14 protein-coding genes and 1 tRNA gene are annotated in these 19,441 nt (G+C 73.5%); 10 read left to right on the forward strand and 5 right to left on the reverse strand.

Annotated features, from left to right (window positions below):
• Positions 1-60: 60 nt before the first annotated feature.
• Complete coding sequence (locus BX285_RS12050) at positions 61-960, reverse strand: helix-turn-helix transcriptional regulator (protein WP_097237949.1); 900 nt, start codon at positions 958-960, stop codon at positions 61-63.
• A gap of 103 nt (positions 961-1,063) precedes the next feature.
• On the opposite strand from BX285_RS12050, the gene BX285_RS12055 reads away from it, so the two are divergent.
• From BX285_RS12055 to BX285_RS12090, 8 genes are all read left to right on the forward strand, one after another.
• Positions 1,064-2,503 (forward strand): MFS transporter, encoded by a 1,440-nt coding sequence (locus BX285_RS12055; protein WP_121175111.1) that lies wholly within the window; start codon positions 1,064-1,066, stop codon positions 2,501-2,503.
• A 192-nt stretch (positions 2,504-2,695) separates the two neighbouring features.
• Positions 2,696-2,768 (forward strand) — tRNA-Ala (locus tag BX285_RS12060).
• A gap of 98 nt (positions 2,769-2,866) precedes the next feature.
• Complete coding sequence (locus tag BX285_RS12065; RefSeq protein WP_121175112.1) at positions 2,867-4,162, forward strand: hypothetical protein; 1,296 nt, start codon at positions 2,867-2,869, stop codon at positions 4,160-4,162.
• Positions 4,163-4,551: 389 nt separating this feature from the next.
• Positions 4,552-7,446 carry a leucine--tRNA ligase gene (gene leuS, locus BX285_RS12070; RefSeq protein ID WP_097237952.1) on the forward strand — a complete coding sequence of 965 codons (2,895 nt, stop codon included), beginning with the start codon at positions 4,552-4,554 and terminating at the stop codon, positions 7,444-7,446.
• Positions 7,447-7,744: 298 nt separating this feature from the next.
• Complete coding sequence (locus BX285_RS12075; RefSeq protein WP_121175113.1) at positions 7,745-8,527, forward strand: hypothetical protein; 783 nt, start codon at positions 7,745-7,747, stop codon at positions 8,525-8,527.
• 106 nt (positions 8,528-8,633) lie between these two features.
• Positions 8,634-9,479 carry a DegV family protein gene (locus BX285_RS12080; protein WP_121175114.1) on the forward strand — a complete coding sequence of 282 codons (846 nt, stop codon included), beginning with the start codon at positions 8,634-8,636 and terminating at the stop codon, positions 9,477-9,479.
• Between the two features lie 229 nt (positions 9,480-9,708).
• The gene (locus BX285_RS12085; RefSeq protein WP_121175115.1) at positions 9,709-10,680 is read left to right on the forward strand and encodes a helix-hairpin-helix domain-containing protein; all 972 of its coding nucleotides are present in this window, start codon (positions 9,709-9,711) and stop codon (positions 10,678-10,680) included.
• 35 nt (positions 10,681-10,715) lie between these two features.
• Positions 10,716-13,406: a ComEC/Rec2 family competence protein gene (locus tag BX285_RS12090; RefSeq protein ID WP_398900132.1), complete on the forward strand. Its 2,691-nt coding sequence runs from the start codon at positions 10,716-10,718 to the stop codon at positions 13,404-13,406.
• A 497-nt stretch (positions 13,407-13,903) separates the two neighbouring features.
• Here the strand turns inward: BX285_RS12090 and BX285_RS12095 are convergent, their stop codons facing one another.
• A complete protein-coding gene (locus BX285_RS12095; RefSeq protein ID WP_121175116.1) occupies positions 13,904-14,197 on the reverse strand; it encodes a hypothetical protein in 294 nt (97 codons plus the stop codon).
• 94 nt (positions 14,198-14,291) lie between these two features.
• Here BX285_RS12095 and holA point away from each other — a divergent pair, with 94 nt between their 5' ends.
• Complete coding sequence (gene holA / locus BX285_RS12100) at positions 14,292-15,290, forward strand: DNA polymerase III subunit delta (RefSeq protein ID WP_121175117.1); 999 nt, start codon at positions 14,292-14,294, stop codon at positions 15,288-15,290.
• A gap of 86 nt (positions 15,291-15,376) precedes the next feature.
• On the opposite strand, the gene BX285_RS12105 is transcribed toward holA, so the two are convergent.
• The 3 genes from BX285_RS12105 to BX285_RS12115 form a co-directional block, all read right to left on the reverse strand.
• On the reverse strand, positions 15,377-16,183 hold the full coding sequence (locus BX285_RS12105; RefSeq protein ID WP_147465148.1) for a hypothetical protein: 807 nt from the start codon (positions 16,181-16,183) through the stop codon (positions 15,377-15,379).
• Positions 16,184-16,523: 340 nt separating this feature from the next.
• On the reverse strand, positions 16,524-16,793 hold the full coding sequence (gene rpsT, locus BX285_RS12110) for a 30S ribosomal protein S20 (protein WP_097237977.1): 270 nt from the start codon (positions 16,791-16,793) through the stop codon (positions 16,524-16,526).
• Positions 16,794-16,934: 141 nt separating this feature from the next.
• A complete protein-coding gene (locus BX285_RS12115) occupies positions 16,935-17,240 on the reverse strand; it encodes an antibiotic biosynthesis monooxygenase (protein WP_121175119.1) in 306 nt (101 codons plus the stop codon).
• A 200-nt stretch (positions 17,241-17,440) separates the two neighbouring features.
• Here BX285_RS12115 and lepA point away from each other — a divergent pair, with 200 nt between their 5' ends.
• Complete coding sequence (lepA, locus tag BX285_RS12120) at positions 17,441-19,309, forward strand: translation elongation factor 4 (RefSeq protein ID WP_097237979.1); 1,869 nt, start codon at positions 17,441-17,443, stop codon at positions 19,307-19,309.
• Positions 19,310-19,441: the final 132 nt, after the last annotated feature.

The raw sequence follows: 19,441 nt of genomic DNA on the forward strand, positions 1-19,441 counted from the left end.
CCCCGGGGCCAGGGTGCCCCGGCCTTCGGGCATCCCGGCCCGGGGTGCTCGCTCGGGCGCTCACTGCTCGCAGGTGTGCGTCCAGCCGCCCGGCGGCAGCGACCCCAGCCGCTCGACCCGCTCCCGGTCCTGCGCACTCGCCGGCACGTAGACCACGATGTAGCACTCCTGCACACCGGGCATCGTCAGATAGGTGGCGTTCAGCCGCAGCAACCCGACCTCCGGGTGGCGGAAGACCCGCAGCCAGGTCTCCGGCGGCGCGACCTCCTGGCGCGCCCACAGCTCCCGGAACTCCTCGCTGCGCGCCGACAGCCGCTGCACGTGCTCCTCCCAGGCCGGCTCGCCCACGTGTTTGCCGTAGGCCGCGCGCAGCACCGCCACCATCCGCGGCAGGGACTCCTCCCGGTTGCCGCACGGATTGCAGCACGGCGGCGCCACCAACATGCACCACAGGCTGTTGAAGAACGCCCCGTGGGACGGCCGCATCCGCTCGGTGCCGAACAGCGAACGGTACGGCCCGTTGAAACTCAACACGTCGAAACGGGTGTTGGAGACCGCCGCCGGCAGCGGGGCCAGCGAGTCCAGGATCACCTGGATCGACGGGCTCAGCTCCGGCGGAGCCGGCTGCGGGAACCGCGAGGGCGCCATCCCGGCCAGCCGGAACAGGTGCTCGCGCTCGGTGCCGTCCAGCCGCAGCGCCCGTGCCACCGCCAGCAGCACCTGCTCGCTCGCGTTGATCGGGCGTCCCTGCTCCAGCCACGTGTACCAGGTCACCCCCACCCCGGCGAGCTGCGCGACCTCCTCGCGCCGCAGCCCCGGCGTACGGCGCCGCAGCCCCGGCACCAGCCCGACGTCCTCCGGGGTCACCCGCGCCCGGCAGGCCTTCAGGAAACGGGCCAGCTCGGTACGGCGGCGGTCACGCCCGGTCGCGCCGGTCGGCAGTTCCTCCAGGACGGTCATGCCCACCATCGTGCCGCAGGCCCGCCGGGCGATACAGGTGCTGCCAGTACCAGGATCCGCAGGCTCTAACCACCAGTACCGGTACGGCCCCACGCTGGTACCCATGACGGACCTTCAGATCCGGCCCGGCGCGGCCGCAGGCACCACCGGGCCCCCGGCCGTACGGCCCGGGCTGCTCCTCGCGCTCGTCCTGTGCGGGCAGTTCATGGCCGTGCTCGACGTCTCCATCGTCAACGTCGCCGTGCCCACCATCCGCACCGACCTGGGCGCCTCCGGGGCCGCCCTGCAACTGATCATCGCCGGCTACACCATCGCCTACGCCGTCCTGCTCATCACCGGCGCCCGCCTCGGCGCCCGCTACGGCTACGGCCGGCTCTTCCAACTCGGCCTCGCCGCGTTCACCGCCACCTCGCTGGCCTGCGGCCTCGCCCCGTCCACCGGGTGGCTGATCGCCTTCCGGCTGCTCCAGGGCGCCGGCTCCGCGCTGATGGTGCCCCAGGTGATGAGCCTGATGCAGCGCACCTTCACCGGCACCGCCCGCACCCGTGCGCTCGGCCTCTACGCGGCGGTGCTGGCCGGGGGCATGGCGCTCGGCCAGGTGCTCGGCGGCGTGCTGGTCAGCGCCGACCTGTTCGGCAGCGGCTGGCGGCCGGTGTTCCTGGTCAACGTGCCGATCGGGGTGCTGCTGCTGGCGGCCGGCGCCCGACTGCTGCCCCGACTGCCCGGCGACGCCTCGCGCGGCTTCGACATCCCCGGCCTGGTGGCGCTGGGCACGGCACTCGGCCTGCTGGTGGTGCCGCTCGTCCTCGGCCACGAACTCGGCTGGCCCGCCTGGGGCTGGGCGATGATCGCCGGCAGCGTGCTGATGTTCGGCCTGTTCGTGCTGGTCGAGCGCCGGATCGCCCGCCGCGGCGGACAGCCGCTGATCTCCGGCCGGGTGCTGCGCGCGCCCGGGCTGCGGCCGGCGGCGGCCGGACTGTTCTCGATCATGGCGGCCTTCGCGGGCTTCATGTTCGCCTTCGCCCTGCACCAGCAGGCCGGGCTCGGCCACAGCGCGCTCAAGGCCGGGCTCTGCTCGGCGCCCGTCGCGATCGGCTTCGGCCTGTCCAGCATGCACTGGCACCGGCTGCCCGGACGGCTGCACGGTGCCATGCCGGCGCTCGCCGCGGTCCTGGTCGGCGGCGGCTACCTGCTGCTCGGGGTGCTCCTCGGCGGCGGCGCCGAGATCGGTGCCGGGGAGCTGGTGGAGATGGCCCTGCTCGGCCTGGCCGCCGGCTGCGCGTACTCACCGCTGTTCGCCCGGGCCCTCGCGGGGGTGGCGCCCGAGGACGCGGCCGACGCCAGCGGAGTGATGGTGACGGTCATCCAGCTCGGGCAGGTGATCGGGGTCGCGGTGCTCGGCTCGGTCTTCCTCGGGCAGGTCGACCTGCCGGCGCCGGCCGCCGAGTCGGGGCACGCGCTGCTGATCACCCTGGCGGTCGACGCCGTCGCGGGGGCGGCCGCCGCGGGCTTCGCCGTGCGCAGCCGGCGGGCGGCGCGGTAGGGGCGGCGGGGGTCCGGCGCGGGCCTCGTTGCGGAGCTTGCTGCGGGGCTCGCCTCGGGGCCTCGTCTCGGGCCTCGTAGAGGAGCTCGGGAAACGGATTTCTGGACCACGCCCCGGACCGTGTAAAGTAGTCGATGTCGCCGAGGGAAACCGGAAGGAAACGACCGAAACCCCGGTGACATCGCAGGTCAAGGGGCTATAGCTCAGTTGGTAGAGCGCTTGCATGGCATGCAAGAGGTCTGGGGTTCAATTCCCCATAGCTCCACAGCAGTCGAGAGCCGCCTCCCGGAAACGGGGGGCGGCTCTTCGCCGTTTCGCCCGTGCGACCGGCGGCAGGGACAGGAATCCCGCTACCGTCGTGCCATGGCCGATCTGGAGCGAAGGCGGAACGAGGAACTGGCCCGGATACTCCACCAGCTCGGCTGGAGTCCGGAACGGCTCGCCCGCGAGGTGAGCCTCGCCCTGCCGCCCGGCCTGGCCATCAGCTCCACCGCCCCCTACAAGTGGCGCGACCGCGGCATGGTGCCCCGCAGCCCGCACGACCAGGCGGTCTGCGAAGTGCTCAGCCGCACCCTCGGCATCGCCGTCACCTACGAACAGCTCTGGGGCCGCATGGGCGGCCACCGCGGAGCCAAGATCCTCTCGCCCCGGCTGCTCACCGACCCGTGGACCGCCGACACCGCCCAGACCGCGCTGCGCGAGGCCGCCACCGACGCCGGGCCCGTCCGCCTCACCGACCTGTTCCGCAACGCCGACCTCGACCAGGCCGCCGCCCGGCTCGCCTCCCCGCCCCCGCCCGTCGCGGGCGGCGAAGGCGCCCTGCGCGTCGAGCCCGGCCTCGTCGGCGAACTCGGCCTCTCCTACCGCAGCAAGCAACGGCTCGAACGCTCCTGTGGCGGCGGCCTCGTCCTCGGCCCCACTCGGGCCGAACTCGCCATGCTGGCCAAGCTGTTGGAACTCGGCGCGTACGACGAGCGGCTCGGCCGGGAGCTGTACGGCACGGCCAGCAGCCTCGCCCGGCTGGCCGGCTGGGCCGCGTACGACCTCGGCCACGACGCGGCCGCCCAGCGCGCCTTCGTCGCCGCGCTGCGCGCCGCCCACGTCAGTGGCGACCCCCGGCTCGGGGTCGCCGTGCTCGGCGCCCTGGTGGTGCTCGCCACCCAGGGTCCGGGCGGGCGCGGCCTGGACGCCGTCTCCGCCCTCGAAACCGCCCTGGAGGTCCACGGTGCCGCGCTCGGCCCCACCGGGCGGGCCCGCCAGCTCGGCCGGCTCGCGCGCGCCCACGGCCGCCGGGACGAGGCCCAGCGGGCCGAGGCCGCCGCCGCCCGGGCCTTCGCCGAACTGGACCGCGTGCCAGGCACCGACGAGGCCCGCGCCTCCCTCGCCGGGATGGTCGGCGAGGCGCGGCTCGCGCTCGGCCAGCACCGGATGGCGAAGGGGCTGCTCGCCGAAGCCGTGGCCGGGCTCGGGCCGGGGCGGGCACGTTCCAAGGCGCTGCTGATGGTGCGCCTCGCCGAGACCCACCGGCAGCTCGGCGACCAGCGGGAGGCGGCCCGCACCGCGGCGCTGGCCCGCTCCCTCGCGGCGGGGATGCAGTCGGAGCGGTTGGCGAAGGCGCTGCGGGACTTCGACGCGGCGGGGCGGGCGGGGGTGCGGTGAGGGTGGCGCGCTGCGGTGGCGGTGGCGGTGGCGGTGGCGGTGGCGGTGGTGCGGAGTGCTGGGGCTGTGGTGCGGCGTGGCGGTGCGGTGAAGGTGCGGCGGCGGGCTGAGGCGCTGACGCCGCTGTTCGTACGGGCGCCCGGGCGGTATACCCCGCAGCGCGCCGAGTCGCTTGCGGTACCCTGAGCCCATGCGAACCGTGCGCCTGCTCCTTAGCCGGCCGCGCTGACCAGGACCGGCTGAGCCCTCGGGCGGTGCCGGAGTCGGCGTGGCGTCCCCTCCTGCGAGGGGATTTTTTGTTTTCCGCCCCCGACCCCGTCCCGGGCCGGGGCCCACGGCTCGGCCGCCTGCGCGGTTCGCCAACTGACACCGATGGAGCTTGAAGGACCATGAGCGAGACGACCCCTGCGTCCGGCGCGGCCGAGACCGCGACCGAGCCGTTCCGGTACAGCGCCGCGCTGGCGGCCGAGATCGAGTCCCGCTGGCAGGACCTCTGGGAGAAGGAGGGCACCTTCCACGCCCCCAACCCCACCGGTGCGCTGGCCGACCCGTCGGCCGGCGACGTCGCCGCGAAGCCGCACAGCTTCATCATGGACATGTTCCCGTACCCCTCGGGTGCGGGCCTGCACGTCGGCCACCCCCTGGGCTACATCGCCACCGACGTCTACGCCCGCTACCAGCGGATGACCGGCCACAACGTGCTGCACACGCTGGGCTACGACGCCTTCGGCCTGCCCGCCGAGCAGTACGCCGTGCAGACCGGCACCCACCCGCGGGTCTCCACCGAGGCCAACATCGCCAACATGCGCCAGCAGCTGCGCCGGCTGGGCCTGGGCCACGACCCGCGCCGCTCGATCTCCACGATCGACCCGGAGTACTACCGCTGGACCCAGTGGATCTTCCTGCAGATCTTCGACTCCTGGTACGACGAGACCGCCCGCAAGGCCCGCCCGATCGCCGAACTGGTCGCCCAGTTCGCCTCCGGATCGCGTGAGCTGCCCGGCGGGCGCGACTGGGCGTCGCTGTCCGCCGCCGAGCGCGAGGACGTCCTGGGCGAGTACCGCCTGGCGTACGCCAAGGAGGTGCCGGTCAACTGGTGCCCCGGCCTGGGCACCGTCCTGGCCAACGAGGAGGTCACCGCGGACGGCCGCTCCGAGCGCGGCAACTTCCCGGTGTTCAAGTCCAACCTGCGCCAGTGGATGATGCGCATCACCGCGTACTCCGACCGCCTGATCGAGGACCTGGACCTGCTGGACTGGCCCGAGGCCATCAAGCTGCAGCAGCGCAACTGGATCGGCCGCTCCGAGGGCGCCCGCGTCGACTTCGCCGTCGGCTCCGGCGAGAAGATCACCGTCTTCACCACCCGCCCCGACACCCTGTTCGGCGCCACCTACATGGTGCTGGCGCCCGAGCACGCCCTGGTCGACTCGATCGTCCCCGCCACCTGGCCGGAGGGCGTGCCCGCCGAGTGGACCGGCGGGGCCGGCACCCCCGCCGAGGCCGTCGCCGCCTACCGGGCCGCGGCCGCCGCCAAGTCGGACGTCGAGCGGCAGGTCGACGCCAAGGTCAAGACCGGCGTCTTCACCGGCGCCTACGCCGTCAACCCGGTCAGCGGCGCCGCCGTCCCGGTGTTCATCGCCGACTACGTGCTGATGGGCTACGGCACCGGCGCCATCATGGCCGTCCCCGCCCACGACCACCGCGACTTCGCCTTCGCCCGCGCCTTCGGCCTGCCGATGCGGTGCGTCGTCGAGCCGACCGACGGACGGGGCCCGGACCCGGCGGAGTGGGACGACGCGTTCGACACCTACGACTCCGTCATCGTCAACTCCGCACGCTCCGAAGGCGACCTGACGCTGTCCCTGGACGGGCTGAGCGTCGTCGACGCCAAGGCCCACGTGACCGCCTGGCTGGCCGAGCGCGGCATCGGCGAGGGCACCGTCAACTACCGCCTGCGCGACTGGCTGTTCAGCCGCCAGCGGTACTGGGGCGAGCCCTTCCCGATCGTCTACGACGAGGACGGCGTCATGCACGCGCTGCCCGAGTCGATGCTGCCCGTCGAGGTCCCCGAGGTCGACGACTACTCGCCGCGCACCTACGACGCGTACGACTCCGCCTCCTCGCCCGAGACCCCGCTGTCGCGCAACGAGGACTGGGTCAACGTCGAGCTGGACCTGGGCGACGGCGTCAAGACCTACCGCCGCGAGACCAACACCATGCCCAACTGGGCCGGTTCCTGCTGGTACGAGCTGCGCTACGTCGACCCGTCGAACTCCTCGGCCGTCGTCGACCCGGCCAACGAGAAGTACTGGCTGGGCCCGACGGACACCAAGCCCGCCGGCGGCGCCGACCTGTACGTCGGCGGTGCCGAGCACGCCGTGCTGCACCTGCTGTACGCCCGCTTCTGGCACAAGGTGCTGCACGACCTGGGCCACGTCTCCTCCGTCGAGCCGTTCCACAAGCTGTTCAACCAGGGCATGATCACCGCCGACGTCTACCGCGACGAGCGCGGCTTCCCGGTGCCCGCCGCCGAGGTCGAGGAGCGCGACGGCCAGTACTCCTGGCAGGGCGAGCCGGTCAAGCGCGAAGCCGGGAAGATGGGCAAGTCCCTGAAGAACGCCGTCGCCCCGGACGACATCGCCGACGAGTACGGCGCCGACACGCTGCGGCTGTACGAGATGTCGATGGGCCCGCTGGACGTCTCCCGCCCCTGGGACACCCGCGCCGTCGTCGGCTCGTACCGCTTCCTGCAGCGGCTGTGGCGCAACGTCGTCTCGGAGACCACCGGCGAACTGGTCGTTACCGAGGAGGCGCCCGACGAGGCGACGCTGCGCGCCCTGCACAAGGCCATCGACGGCATCCGCGGCGACATGGCCGGGCTGCGCTTCAACACGGCCGTCGCCAAGGCGATCGAGCTGAACAACTACCTGGTCAAGCGCGGTTCGACGCCGCGGGTGGTGGCCGAGCAGCTGGTGCTGATGGTCGCGCCGCTGGCCCCGCACATCGCCGAGGAGCTGTGGCGCCGGCTGGGCCACGGCGAGTCGCTGGCGCACACCGACTACCCGGTCGCCGACCCGGCGTACGTGGTCGACGAGTCGGTGACCTGCGTGGTGCAGATCAAGGGCAAGGTGAAGGCCCGGCTGGAGGTCGCGCCGGGCATCTCGGACGCCGAGCTGGAGGCGCTGGCGCTGGCGGACCCGGCGGTCGTCGCGGCGATCGGCGGCGCGCAGGTGCGCAAGGTGATCGCGCGGGCACCGAAGCTGGTGAACATCGTCACGGGGTGATCGGGGTTCGGGCTCGGAGTGGTTCGGGCTGGGGCTGGGATCCGGGTCCGGGTTGATCCGGGTCTCGGTTCGGGCTCGGTGATCGGGCGGGCGTCCTTCGGGGCGCCCGCCCGGTGCTTTTCGGGGGGATTTCGGGCGGCGGGGCCCTCCGGGAGATCCCGGATCTGTCCCTGATCTCCGACCGTCGGGCCCGCGCGGGCCGTCCTCGGGCGGGTTCGGCGGATACCGTGGAATCCTCGGCGATGCGGCCCGCGTTGGGCCCGGTGGGGGCCGAAACGGTTGCGGAAGGTGGCGCGCGATGGACGTGTTCGGCGTGATGATCGGCCTGGTCCTGCTCTTCGGACTCGCGGTGGTCGTCCTGGCGGTGGTCGGCACGGTCAAGGCGGCCAAGGCCGTGGGCGCGAAGATCGAGAAGCACGAGGCCAATGCCCGGCGCGCCGTGGAGACCGCCACCCTCAAGGCGAAGACGTACACCAAGGTCGGCCCGCCCGCGCAGATCGCCACCGTCCGGCTGAGCCTGCGGACCTCGCTCGACGGCACTCGCCAGGTGCTGGAGGGCGGCCTCGACCAGGACGGCCAACTCGGCGAATCCCTTGCCCTGTTGACCCGCCTCGACGCCCACGCGGCGGAGCTCGACGGCGAACTGCGGATGCTCGAACGCGAGCCGGACACGGCACGGATCGCCGCCAAGCTGCCGGAACTGCGCGAGCGGGCGGAGCGGATCACGCACTCGGCGGAGACCATGCGCTGGGCGGCGCAGGACCGGATGCACCGGTTCGCGGACGACGAGCTGAGCCGGCTCAGCCAGGAGTGCGAGAGCGAGGCGGGGGCGCTGCGGCACTGGGACGGTGCTGGTGGTTCCGGTGCTGCTGGTTCCGGTACGGGCGCGGGTACGGGCGCGGGTTCGGGTTCGGGGGCCGGTGCGAGCGCCGGTTCGGGCTCCGCGGGTGGTGCGGCGCGGGCCGGGCTGACGGACGGGAAGGGCCGTCCGAGCGCGGAGGAGCTGCTGGGGCTCGCCGACCCGCTGGCCAAGCTGGCGCAGCGGCTGCGGAAGCCGTCGGCCGGGCCCTCGGCGGGCTGAGCCGTCAGGGCTCCCCGACAGCCCCGAGACAGCGGCGGGCCGGCCTCCGGGGCGGCCCGCCGTCGGGCGCTGTCCTCCCGGACGAACGGGGAGTAACCTCCGCCTCATGCCCTCCGACCTCGCACTTGTCACCGATTCCACGGCCTATCTGCCGCAGGAGGCCCTCGACCGGTACGGGATCACGGTGGTCCCGCTGAGCGTCGCGGTCGGTGACTCGGTCCTGAGCGAGGGCGTCGAGATCTCCCCGAAGGACGTCGCCGAGGCACTGCGCGGCAAGCAGCGGGTGACCACCTCCCGGCCGAACCCGGAGACCTTCGCCGCCACCTACCGGGCGGCCGCCGAGGCCGGTGCGACGGGGATCGTCTCGGTGCACATCTCGGGCGAGCTGTCCGGCACCGTCGAGGCCGCCCGGCTGGCGGCCGTCGAGGCCCCCGTACCGGTGCGCGTGGTGGACAGCCGGCTGGTCGGGATGGCACTCGGCTACGGGGTGCTCGCGGCCGCCGGGGCGATCGCCGCCGGACAGGGCCTGGCCGAGGCGGCCGAGGCGGCCGGCCGGCGGGCGGCCGGGACCAGCGGGTTCTTCTACGTCGACACCCTGGAGCACCTGCGCCGTGGCGGGCGGATCGGGGCCGCGCGGGCGCTGCTCGGATCGGCGCTGGCGGTCAAGCCGCTGCTGCACCTGGACGGGGGGCGGATCGAGCCGCTGGAGAAGGTGCGGACGGCGTCGCGGGCGATCGCCCGGCTGGAGGAGATCGCGGTCGAGCGCTCGGGGGAGCGGGAGGTCGACATCACCGTGCACCACCTGGCGGCCGAGGACCGGGCCGAGCCGCTCGCGGAACGGCTGCGGGCGCGGGTGCCGGGGCTGCGGGAGCTGTACGTCGGTGAGGTGGGCGCGGTGATCGGTGCGCACGTCGGGCCGGGGCTGCTGGCGGTGGTGGTCGCGCCGCGCTGAGCCGGCGGGTGGGTGGGTGGTTGGGCGGGTGGGTGGTTCGGGGGCCGGGGCCGGGGCCGGGGCCGGGGTGCCGGGGGCCGGGGGACTTGGGGGCCGAGGGGATCGTCCGTCAACTTGAGAAGCCCTTGCTCGCTCGCGTGAGTGACGTTTTTTGTCCACAACCCCCGGGTTATCCACAGGGTTCCGGTAATCTCCGCGCGTTCGCCGGAGGACTCCTACCGTCCTCGGCATGACGACCATGGGCCTGGGCGCGGCGAAGCGCCAAGCGATCAACGAGACGGTGCGGCTGCGGATGGCGGCGCTGCTGCCGACGGGTGACGAGTCGGTGGGCGGCGTGGCGACCTCCGCTGCTTCGGGTGCGGCTCCGGGTGCGACTCCGACGATGGCAGGGCCGGGGACGACCGGTCCGCCGCCGGGTGCGGCGCCGGTGCCGCAGCCGCCGGGCACCAACGATCCGGACGGCCACGGTGCCGTCGAGGATCCGCCGGGTGCCAGGGCCCGCCCACGGTTCGGCTCGCTCGCTTCCTTCGCCTCGGCGGTGGCGCTCGACCGGCGTGCGGTGGCCGGGCTGGCCATCCTGCTGCTGTTCGCGGTCGGCTACGCCGTGCAGCACTTCTGGCTGGCCAGACCGGAGACGGTGGCCGTGCCCGCGCTGACGGCCGGCCCGGCACCGCCGGGGGCGAGCGCTTCGCCCGTCGAAGCCGCGTCAGGGACCAGCCCGCCCGAGGCCGCTGCCGCCGCTGTCGCCGGCAGTGGGACGGTCGTCGTGGTCGACATCGGCGGACGGGTGCACGTCCCCGGGCTGCACACGCTGCCCGGTGGTTCGCGGGTGGCCGACGCCCTGCTGGCGGCCGGTGGTCCGCTGCCGGAGACGGACACCAGGAGCCTCAACCTCGCCCGCGTCCTGACGGACGGTGAGCAGCTCCTGGTCGGCGAACAGGCCCCGGTGTCGGCTGCGGCTCCGGCCCTCGGAACCGGCAGCGGACCGGCAGGCCCCGCCACACCCCGGCCACCCGTCAGCCTCAACCGCGCCACCCTCGAACAGCTCGACACCCTCCCCGGCGTCGGCCCGACCCTCGCCCAGCGCATCCTCGCCTACCGCAGCTCGCACGGCTCCTTCCGCTCCCTCGACCAGCTCCGCCAGGTCAGCGGCATCGGCACCCGCACGTACGCGGAACTCCGACCGTTGCTCACCCTCTGACGCCTCCTCCGCCGTTCTCGCCCCTCCGAAGGGAGGTGCCGCCGTTGTCCGCCACGCCCGCTGTGCCCGCAGCTTCCGCCGTTTCGGTCGTTCCCGTCGTTTCCGTCATCACCACGCCCGATCCGCCCACCCGTTCCCCGGGCGCCGACTTCCGGCTACTGCTGCCCGCCGTCTCGGCCTGGGTGGTCACGGCGGCGCTCCTGCCCCTGGAACCCGGGTACGAGGTCCCCGTCCTCGCGGCGGCGGCCGCCGCCGTACTCGCGGCCGTCCGGCTGCTCAGCCGACGCGGAGCCCTGCGCCGGCGTGGCGCTGCCGTGACGCTGGCCGCCGTCCTGCTCACCGCAGCGGCAGCCGCGATCGCGACCCCACTGCACACCGCCGACCTGCACCGGGGCCCGCTGGCGGAACTCGCCCACGCGGCCGAGCGCACCGAGCCGCGGTCACCGACGGCGCCCGCCCCGGCGGTGGAGGCCGAGCTCACCGTCGTGGGGGACCCGAAGGTCCACACCGCCCGGGGCGGCGTCACCGGTGGGCAGACGCTCCTCACGGTGGACGCGGTGGCCGACCGGGTCGTCCTGCTCCCGGAAGGGCGGACCACCCGCACGCACACACCCGTGACCGTCATGGTCCGAGGCGCGGAGAGCGAACCCTGGCAGCGGCTGCTCCCGTCCGAACGGCTGGCGGTGGAGGCCGAGGTACAGCCGGCGGGGGAGGGGCACGACACCGAGTCCGCGGCGCTGCTGCTCGTCCACGGCCCGCCCCGGCAGCTGGCACCGCCCAGCCTGCCGCAGCGGATCGCCGGCCGTCTGCGCGAAGGGCTGCGCACAGCCACCGACGGGCTCCCGCCGGACGCGCGCGGGCTGCTCCCGGGACTGGTCGTCGGCGACACCTCACGTCTGCCGGACGACCTCGAAGACGCTTTCCGGGCCACCGACCTCGTCCACCTGGTCGCGGTCAGCGGGGCCAACCTGGCGATCGTCCTCGGTGCGCTGCTGGGCGCGCCCGGGCAGGCCGGCACCCCGGAACGGCGCGGGCTGGCCGCGGTACTGGGGCTGCGGCTGCGCACCGGCGCCCTGCTCGGCACCGGCCTCACGCTGGCCTTCGTCACCGTCTGCCGGCCCGAGCCCAGCGTGCTCCGGGCAGCCGGGACGGGCCTGATCGGCATGCTGGCCCTGGCCACCGGCCGCCCCCGCCAGGCCGTGCCCGCGCTCGCCGGGGCGGTCCTGGTACTGGTCCTGCTGGACCCGTTCCTGGCGCACTCGTTCGGCTTCCTGCTCTCGGTGCTCGCCACGGCCGGGCTGCTCATCCTCGGGCCGCACTGGGCCGAGGCCCTGCGGGCGCGGCGCTGGCCGCACCACCTGGCCGGCGCCCTCGCGGCGACGGCGGCCGCGCAGGCACTGTGCGCGCCGGTCACGGTGGTGCTCTCCGGGCACATCAGCCTGGTTGGCATCCCCTGCAACCTGCTGGCCGAGCTGGCGGTGGCGCCGGCGACGCTGCTCGGCTTCGGGGTGCTCGTCCTGCAACCGCTGTTCCCGGCCGCGGCCTGTCTGCTCGCGGAACCGGCCGGGGTGCCGGCCGGCTGGCTCGCCCTGGTCGCGCGGCGCGGTGCCGAGCTGCCCGGCGGCCAACTGGCTTGGCCGGGAGGCTGGTTCGGGACGGTGACGGTTGCAGTGGTCGTCCTGTCGGCCTGCTGGGCGGCGCCGTTGCTGCTGCCCCGGCCCGTGGAGCCCGGCCGACCGGCGCCCGCCCGGCGGCGCTGGGTGAGAGCGTTGCTGACGGGAGCATTGCTGACGGCGCTGCTGGCCGTCCTGCTGCGCCCGCCGCAACTCGCCCGGATCGCCACCGGATGGCCGCCGCCGGGGTGGCGCCTGGCGATGTGCGACGTCGGTCAGGGGGACATGTTGGCCCTCGCGACGGGGGAGCCGGACAGCGCGGTGGTGATCGACACCGGGCCGGATCCGAACGCTGCCGACCGGTGCCTGCGCGACCTGGGCATCACGGCGGTGCCCCTCCTGGTGCTGACGCACTTCCACGCCGACCACGTCGAGGGCCTGCCGGGGGTGTTGCGGGGCCGCCGGGTCGGCGCGGTCGAGGGTACGACGCTGGACGACCCGCCGGGCGAGGCGGCCCGGGTGGCGCGCTGGGCCGCCGAGGCGGCGGTCCCCCTACTGCGGGCCGGTCGCGGTGAACGGCGTTCGGTCGGAGCGGAGTTGGCGTGGGAGGTGGTGTGGCCTGCGCCGGGGGCGTCCGTCGAGGCGCCCGGCGCGAACAACGCGAGCGTTGCACTGCTGGTCTCACTGACGGGAGGACTGAGGATGGCACTGCTGGGAGATCTGGAACCGTCGGCGCAGTCGGCCTTGTCGGGCCGTCTGGGGCGGGTCGACGTACTGAAGGTGGCTCATCACGGCTCGGCACACCAGGACTGGGACCTGACGGGTGCTCTGCGGCCCCGGCTGGCGCTGATCTCGTGCGGCGAGGGGAACCCGTACGGGCACCCGTCCCCGAAGACGGTGGACCGCCTGCGCGGCCTCGGCGCGGCCGTCCTGCGGACCGACCGGGTGGGCGACATCGCGGTGACGGGGGATTCCCCGGCGACCCTCGGCGTGTCCGTCCACCCGCAGCCCGGGCACGCGGCCCACAGGCCGCGTGCCCGGGACACCAGCCGCTCGGCGGCTCCCGCCCGCCCCGGCGAGGCTCCCGCATCACCGCGGGGCCCGCCCGCGTGATGCCTGCTCTCCTCCTCCCGACTACCGAGTGGGGAAGGGTAAGGGGTAGGGGTGGTGGGAGGTGGAAGGGAGGAGCGGGAGCGGGCCCGGGAGAAACGTTTTTGCGGCGCGCTCCCGGGGCGAGCCCGGAGCGCGCCGCCGGGTTCGGGGAGTGCTGGCCTGCCCGGGCCGCGCCCGGGCAGGCCAGCAGATGAGCATGGTCGGGCATGGGTGGGGCGTTCGTGGAGCATGGTCGGGCGGTGGCAGACCACCGCCGGGCACGGGTTACGGTGGCAGGTCGCGGGCTCCCGGGGCGACGGGTGGGTGCCAGGGGGCAGCGGTTCGACGGGGAGAACCGGCATGGGTGGGGCAGCGCAGGGCGGGGCGGGGCGGGAACCGGGAGCTTGGTTGCGGTGTGCTCCGGGCGGGCCCGGAGCACACCGCCCAGAAACGTCGCCGCGCAGAGTGCCCCCGGTTTGATGCCTGGGTGGTTCGGGGCGGGTGGGCCCGCGTGGCCGTCAGGCGTTCTCGCGCCAGCCTTCGTGGTCGGCGGCGAGGGTGTCGAGGGCGTGCAGGTGCGCGGGGGTCCAGCCGGTTTCCGGGGGTTCGACGACGATGAGCCACTGGGCGTCCTCGGCGTCGTCCTCACCGGCGAGGGCGTCGCGGACGATTTCGAGCTCGCCGAGATCGGGGTGGGCGGCGCCGAGCTCCTCGGCGGCTTCCTCGGCGGTGTCGCGGTCGGGCAGGACGAGCAGCTGCCGGGCGTGCGGGTCGTCGACGTCCGGGAGGTCGGTGGCGTGGTTCTCGGTCACCGGATCATTGTCCAGGCCCTCCTCCGTGGGCGGGCAGGCGGGCAGGCGGGCAGGTGGGCGGGAGTGTCCGCGGCCCGTGGGATGCTGGTAGGCGATGGCCAGGAAGAATGCACCCGACGACCTGCTCGCCCCGCTGACCCTCGCGGTCGGCCAGGAGGAGCTGCTGCTGGACCGCGCGGTCGCCCAGGTGGTGGCGGCGGCGAAGGCGGCGGATCCGGACACCGACGTACGGGACCTCCCGCCCGGCGGGCTGCAGCCCGGCAGCCTGGCCGAGCTGACCACGCCCTCGCTTTTCGCCGAGCGCAAGGTGATCGTGGTCCGGGCCGCCCAGGACCTCTCCGCCGACTCGGTGAAGGAGGTCAAGGCGTACATCGAGGCGCCCGCCGAAGAAGTGATCATGGTGCTGGTGCACGCGGGCGGGGCCAAGGGCAAGGGCTTGCTGGACGCCGGGCGCAAGGCGGGCGGCCGCGAGGTGGCCTGCGCGAAGCTGGCCAAGGCGAGCGAGCGGCTGGCCTTCGTCAAGGGGGAGTTCCGGGCGCTCGGCCGCTCGGCGACCCCGGAGGCCTGCCAGGCGCTGCTGGACGCGCTCGGCAGCGACCTGCGCGAGCTGGCGGCCGCCTGCCACCAGCTGACCTCGGACGTCGAGGGCACGATCGACGAGACGGTGGTGGCCCGCTACTACAGCGGCCGGGCCGAGGCGACCGGCTTCGAGGTGGCCGATCTGGCGGTCACCGGCCGAGCCGCGGAGGCCTTGGAGCGGCTGCGCTGGGCGCTGGCCGTCGGCCAGCCGCCGACCGGCATCACCTACGCGCTGGCGTCCGGCGTGCGCAGCATCGGCCGGCTGGCGACCACCGGGCGGAACATGCGCCCGGCGGACCTGGCCCGCGAGCTGGGCATGCCGCCGTGGAAGGTCGACCGGGTCCGTCAGCAGATGCGCGGCTGGACGGGGGACGCGGTGGCCACCGCGCTGACCGCGATCGCCCAGGCCGACGCCGCCGTCAAGGGCGGATCGGACGACCCGGCCTTCGCCCTGGAGCGCGCGGTGGTCGCCGTCGCCCGGGCCGCCCGCGCCGGATCCCGCCCCTCGTACTGAGCGCCCGAGCACGCAGCCACCCGAGTCCGCAACGGCCCGAGCACGCGGCTACCCGTGCAGGGCCGCCAGCTGCTCGGGCACCCGGCCTACTTCCGCATCGCCCGGATGGCGTCCTGGCCGTCGGACTGCAGGGCGCTGCGCAGCTCGTCCTTGGACGGCGGCTTGCCCTTCCCCTCCGTGTAGCTCGCGGTGTAGTTGATGTAGTAGGTCATCCCGCCGTCGCGGATGTCCAGCTCGGCGTAGAGGCTGTGGTACTTGTCGGAGCCGTCGTCCTTGTACAGGAAGTACGCCTCCTCGCCGACTCCGGAGATGTCGGTGACCTGGTAGCCGCGGGCCCGGTAGAGCTCCTTGTTGGCCTCCAGCTCGGGCGCCGGGTTGACGGCCTTGTGCAGGTCGGCGCGCAGGTAGACCGAGACGTACTCGCTGTCGCTGTTGCCGCCGATGCGCTTGAGGCTCATGGAGCAGTTCATGCTGTCCAGCGCCGGGTGCCGGTCGGTGTGGTGGGTCGGCGCGGAGGTGTCGGAGACGGCGTAGGTCTGCAGCAGCTTGGTGGGCTTAGCGGTGGCGCAGAAGTCGTCCGAGAGGTGGTAGCTGCCGAGGCTGCGCGGTGACGAGTCGGTACTGACCATGCCGGGGACGGCCATCACGGCGGCGGTCCAGCCGGCGGAGGCGAGTACGGCGCCGACGAAGGCCCAGACGGCGTTGCGCCGCAGGTTCCCCCCGGAGCGCGGCGGAGTCCCGGAAAGGCCCGGCAGCCCGGGTGAGGTGGGTATTCCGGGCGACGCGGGCAGCCCGGGCGGCGGCCCGAAGCCCGAAGCGCCCGGTACGGGCTGTGCCCCCGGCCCGCCCGCGGGCGGCTGCTGCGGGAACCCGTACCCCGGCCCGTTCGACACCGGCCCGTTCGACCCCGGCCCGTTCGGGCCCGGTGTCGGCGATGGCGGCGGCGGTGGCGGCGTCGTCATGGAATTCCCCCCTGTGTCCGGCGCCGGGGTGCTCCCCGCACCCCGATCGAACCTGACCGACCGACCATAGCGGCCGGACCGTGGAACGCGACAGGCGCCGCAGTGGCCTCTGGGGAAGAGGCCGACTGCGGCGCCTGCCGTACTGCTTGATTGCACCGCACCCGCGTGGCGAACGCAGGCCGCGTGCGGTGCGAGTCTCATACGTCTCGGGGTCCGGGTAGAGGGCCGGATCGTCCCGAGGCGGTGTCGGGGGTCGCAACCCCCGGGGGCGTCAGGCCTGGACGGCGGTGTTGACGCGCTTGGTGATGGCCGACTTCTTGTTGGCGGCCTGGTTGGCGTGGATGACGCCCTTGCTCACGGCCTTGTCCAGCGCCTTGGAGGCGGCGCGGGCCAGCTCGACGGCCTTCTCGGTCTCGCCGGCGGCAGCGGCCTCACGGGCCTTGCGCAGGGCGGTCTTCAGCGAGGACTTGACGGCCTTGTTGCGCAGGCGCGCCTTCTCGTTGGTCTTGTTGCGCTTGATCTGGGACTTGATGTTCGCCACGAAGGAGCCTCAGTCTGTCTAAAGATTTCGAACGGGATCGCACCGGCGGCCGTCGGTCCAGCTGAGAGGGCATGCCGAGGCCAGGTGCAGCAGCCCACGCTACCAGGGGCCCGCCGCCCGTCCCAAACCGGCTGCCGGCCGCTACGCCCCGAGCAGCGGCTCGCCGTAGTGCTCGACCTCGGGGAACGGCCGGTAGTAGTGGTGCAGGAGCTCACGCCAGCGCTGGTACTCGGGGGAGGTGCGGAACCCCTCCGTGTGGTCGGCGAGCGTCTCCCATTCCACCTGCAGCAGGAAGCGCGAGCTGCGGCCCTCGTCGAGGCAGCGCCGCAGCGCCAGGGAGCGGAAGCCGCGCTGGACGGCGATCAGCGGTCGGGCCTCGGTGAAGGCGGCGAGGAACTCGTCCTCCCGGCCGGGGAGGACGTCGAGCAGGGCGTTTTCGAGGATCACGGGAGGCCATCCTGCCGCCGGGCAGCGGCGAGCGGAAGGCCGGCGGACGGACCGGACGGTGCCCGAACGGCAGCCCGGCCCGCGCTCATGGGAAGATGGGAGGAACTATTTCGATCGGACGAGACTGTCCGGTCCCCGGGAAACCGGTCAGCGATGACCCGGACACCCCCGGCCCCGGACCAACGGAGAATCGGACCAAGGTGCCCGCGACCCCCAGCAATGTGCCAGAGCCCAGCCGTACCGACCCGGCGCTGATCCGCAACTTCTGCATCATCGCCCACATCGACCACGGCAAGTCGACGCTCGCAGACCGGATGCTGCAGATCACCGGCGTCGTCGACCCCCGGCAGATGCGTGCCCAGTACCTCGACCGCATGGACATCGAGCGTGAGCGCGGCATCACCATCAAGTCGCAGGCGGTCCGCCTCCCGTGGGCGCCGAAGACCGGGCCGAACGCCGGGTCCACGCACATCCTCAACATGATCGACACCCCCGGACACGTGGACTTCACGTACGAGGTGTCCCGCTCCCTCGCCGCGTGCGAGGGCACCATCCTGGTGGTCGACGCGGCCCAGGGCATCGAGGCGCAGACCCTCGCCAACCTGTACCTGGCGCTGGAGAACGACCTCACGATCATCCCGGTGCTGAACAAGATCGACCTGCCGGCCGCCCAGCCGGAGAAGTACGCGGCGGAGATCGCGCACATCATCGGCTGCGACCCCGCCGACGTGCTCCAGGTCAGCGCCAAGACCGGTCTCGGCGTCGAGGACCTGCTGGACCACATCGTCAACACCATCCCGGCCCCGGTCGGCGTCAAGGACGCCCCGGCTCGCGCGATGATCTTCGACTCGGTGTACGACTCCTACCGCGGCGTGGTCACCTACGTCCGTGTCGTGGACGGCCAGCTCACCAAGCGCGAGCGCATCGCGATGATGTCCACCGGCGCGACCCACGAGCTGCTGGAGATCGGCGTCATCTCGCCCGAGCCGAAGGTCGCCGACGGCCTCGGTGTCGGCGAGGTGGGCTACATCATCACCGGTGTGAAGGACGTCCGGCAGTCCAAGGTCGGTGACACGATCACCTCGATGCACAAGGGTGCCACCGAGCCGCTCGGCGGCTACAAGGACCCGCGCCCGATGGTGTTCTCCGGCCTGTACCCGCTGGACGGCTCGGACTACCCGCTGCTGCGCGACGCCCTGGACAAGCTGCGCCTGAACGACGCCGCCCTGGTGTACGAGCCGGAGACCTCGGTCGCGCTCGGCTTCGGCTACCGCTGCGGCTTCCTCGGCCTGCTGCACCTGGAGATCATCCGGGAGCGCCTGGAGCGCGAGTTCAACCTCGACCTGATCTCCACCGCCCCGAACGTGGTCTACCGGGTGATCATGGAGGACGGCACCGAGCACACCGTCACCAACCCGAGCGAGTTCCCGGCCGGCAAGATCGCCGAGGTCTACGAGCCGGTCGTGCGCGGCACGATCCTCGCGCCCAACGAGTTCGTCGGCGCGATCATGGAGCTGTGCCAGTCCCGCCGGGGCTCCCTGCAGGGCATGGACTACCTCTCCGAGGACCGGGTCGAGCTCCGCTACACCCTGCCGCTCGCGGAGATCGTCTTCGACTTCTTCGACCAGCTGAAGTCCAAGACCCGCGGCTACGCCTCCCTCGACTACGAGCCCATCGGCGAGCAGACCGCCGACCTGGTCAAGGTCGACATCCTGCTGCACGGCGACGCGGTGGACGCGTTCTCCGCGATCGTGCACAAGGACAAGGCCTACAACTACGGCGTGATGATGGCGGGCAAGCTGCAGAAGCTGATCCCCCGCCAGCAGTTCGAGGTGCCGATCCAGGCGGCCATCGGCTCCCGGGTGATCGCCCGTGAGACGGTCCGCGCGATCCGCAAGGACGTCCTCGCCAAGTGCTACGGCGGTGACATCTCGCGCAAGCGCAAGCTGCTGGAGAAGCAGAAGGAAGGCAAGAAGCGGATGAAGATGGTCGGCCGCGTGGAGGTCCCGCAGGAGGCCTTCATCGCCGCGCTGTCCACCGACGCCGAGGCGCCGAAGGACAAGAAGTAGCCGTACACCGGTAGCGGCAGCAGTCGGCGCAACGGAAGGGCCCGGGCACCCGCCCGGGCCCTTCCGCGTCTCCCGGCGACGGCCGTATCTCTCCGGCGACGGCCGAGCTCCCCGGCGACGGTCGTATCTCCC

The sequence above is a fragment of the Streptomyces sp. 1114.5 genome, from assembly GCF_003635085.1.
Classification (GTDB): Bacteria; Actinomycetota; Actinomycetes; order Streptomycetales; family Streptomycetaceae; genus Kitasatospora.

Coding starts and splice junctions, on each gene's coding strand:
- BX285_RS12050 (WP_097237949.1), bottom strand. CDS start 960: ATGACCGTCCTGGAGGAACTGCCGACCGGCGCGACCGGGCGTGACCGC.
- BX285_RS12065 (WP_121175112.1), top strand. CDS start 2,867: ATGGCCGATCTGGAGCGAAGGCGGAACGAGGAACTGGCCCGGATACTC.
- BX285_RS12080 (WP_121175114.1), top strand. CDS start 8,634: ATGCCCTCCGACCTCGCACTTGTCACCGATTCCACGGCCTATCTGCCG.
- BX285_RS12075 (WP_121175113.1), top strand. CDS start 7,745: ATGGACGTGTTCGGCGTGATGATCGGCCTGGTCCTGCTCTTCGGACTC.
- holA (WP_121175117.1), top strand. CDS start 14,292: ATGGCCAGGAAGAATGCACCCGACGACCTGCTCGCCCCGCTGACCCTC.
- BX285_RS12055 (WP_121175111.1), top strand. CDS start 1,064: ATGACGGACCTTCAGATCCGGCCCGGCGCGGCCGCAGGCACCACCGGG.
- leuS (WP_097237952.1), top strand. CDS start 4,552: ATGAGCGAGACGACCCCTGCGTCCGGCGCGGCCGAGACCGCGACCGAG.
- BX285_RS12085 (WP_121175115.1), top strand. CDS start 9,709: ATGACGACCATGGGCCTGGGCGCGGCGAAGCGCCAAGCGATCAACGAG.